Annotated in this window: 1 protein-coding gene; it reads left to right on the top strand. The window is 43.1% G+C overall.

Going from position 1 to position 209, the window contains the following annotated elements; genetic code table 11:
- Positions 1–209 (top strand): reverse transcriptase domain-containing protein (locus P5674_RS26480; protein WP_315670548.1); only part of this gene is annotated, 209 nt, incomplete at both ends.

The following is a 209-nucleotide window of genomic DNA, read 5'->3' as shown; positions in this document are numbered from 1 at the left end:
GGGGAATCGAGATTTGAAGGCACAAGCTATGGGTTCCGTCCAGGACGGTCAGCCCACGACGCAATATCCAGAATCTACCAAAGTATAAACAAAGGAGGTTATTACATACTGGATGCGGACATAGCAAAATGTTTTGACCGAATAAACCATGATAACCTACTGTCCAAAATTCATTGTCCAAGCAGCCTAAAAAGAGACCTGAAACAATG

The sequence above is a fragment of the Limnospira sp. PMC 289.06 genome (assembly GCF_032350395.1).
Lineage (GTDB): Bacteria > Cyanobacteriota > Cyanobacteriia > Cyanobacteriales > Microcoleaceae > Limnospira > Limnospira platensis.
This window is presented reverse-complemented; position numbering and strand designations above follow the sequence as displayed.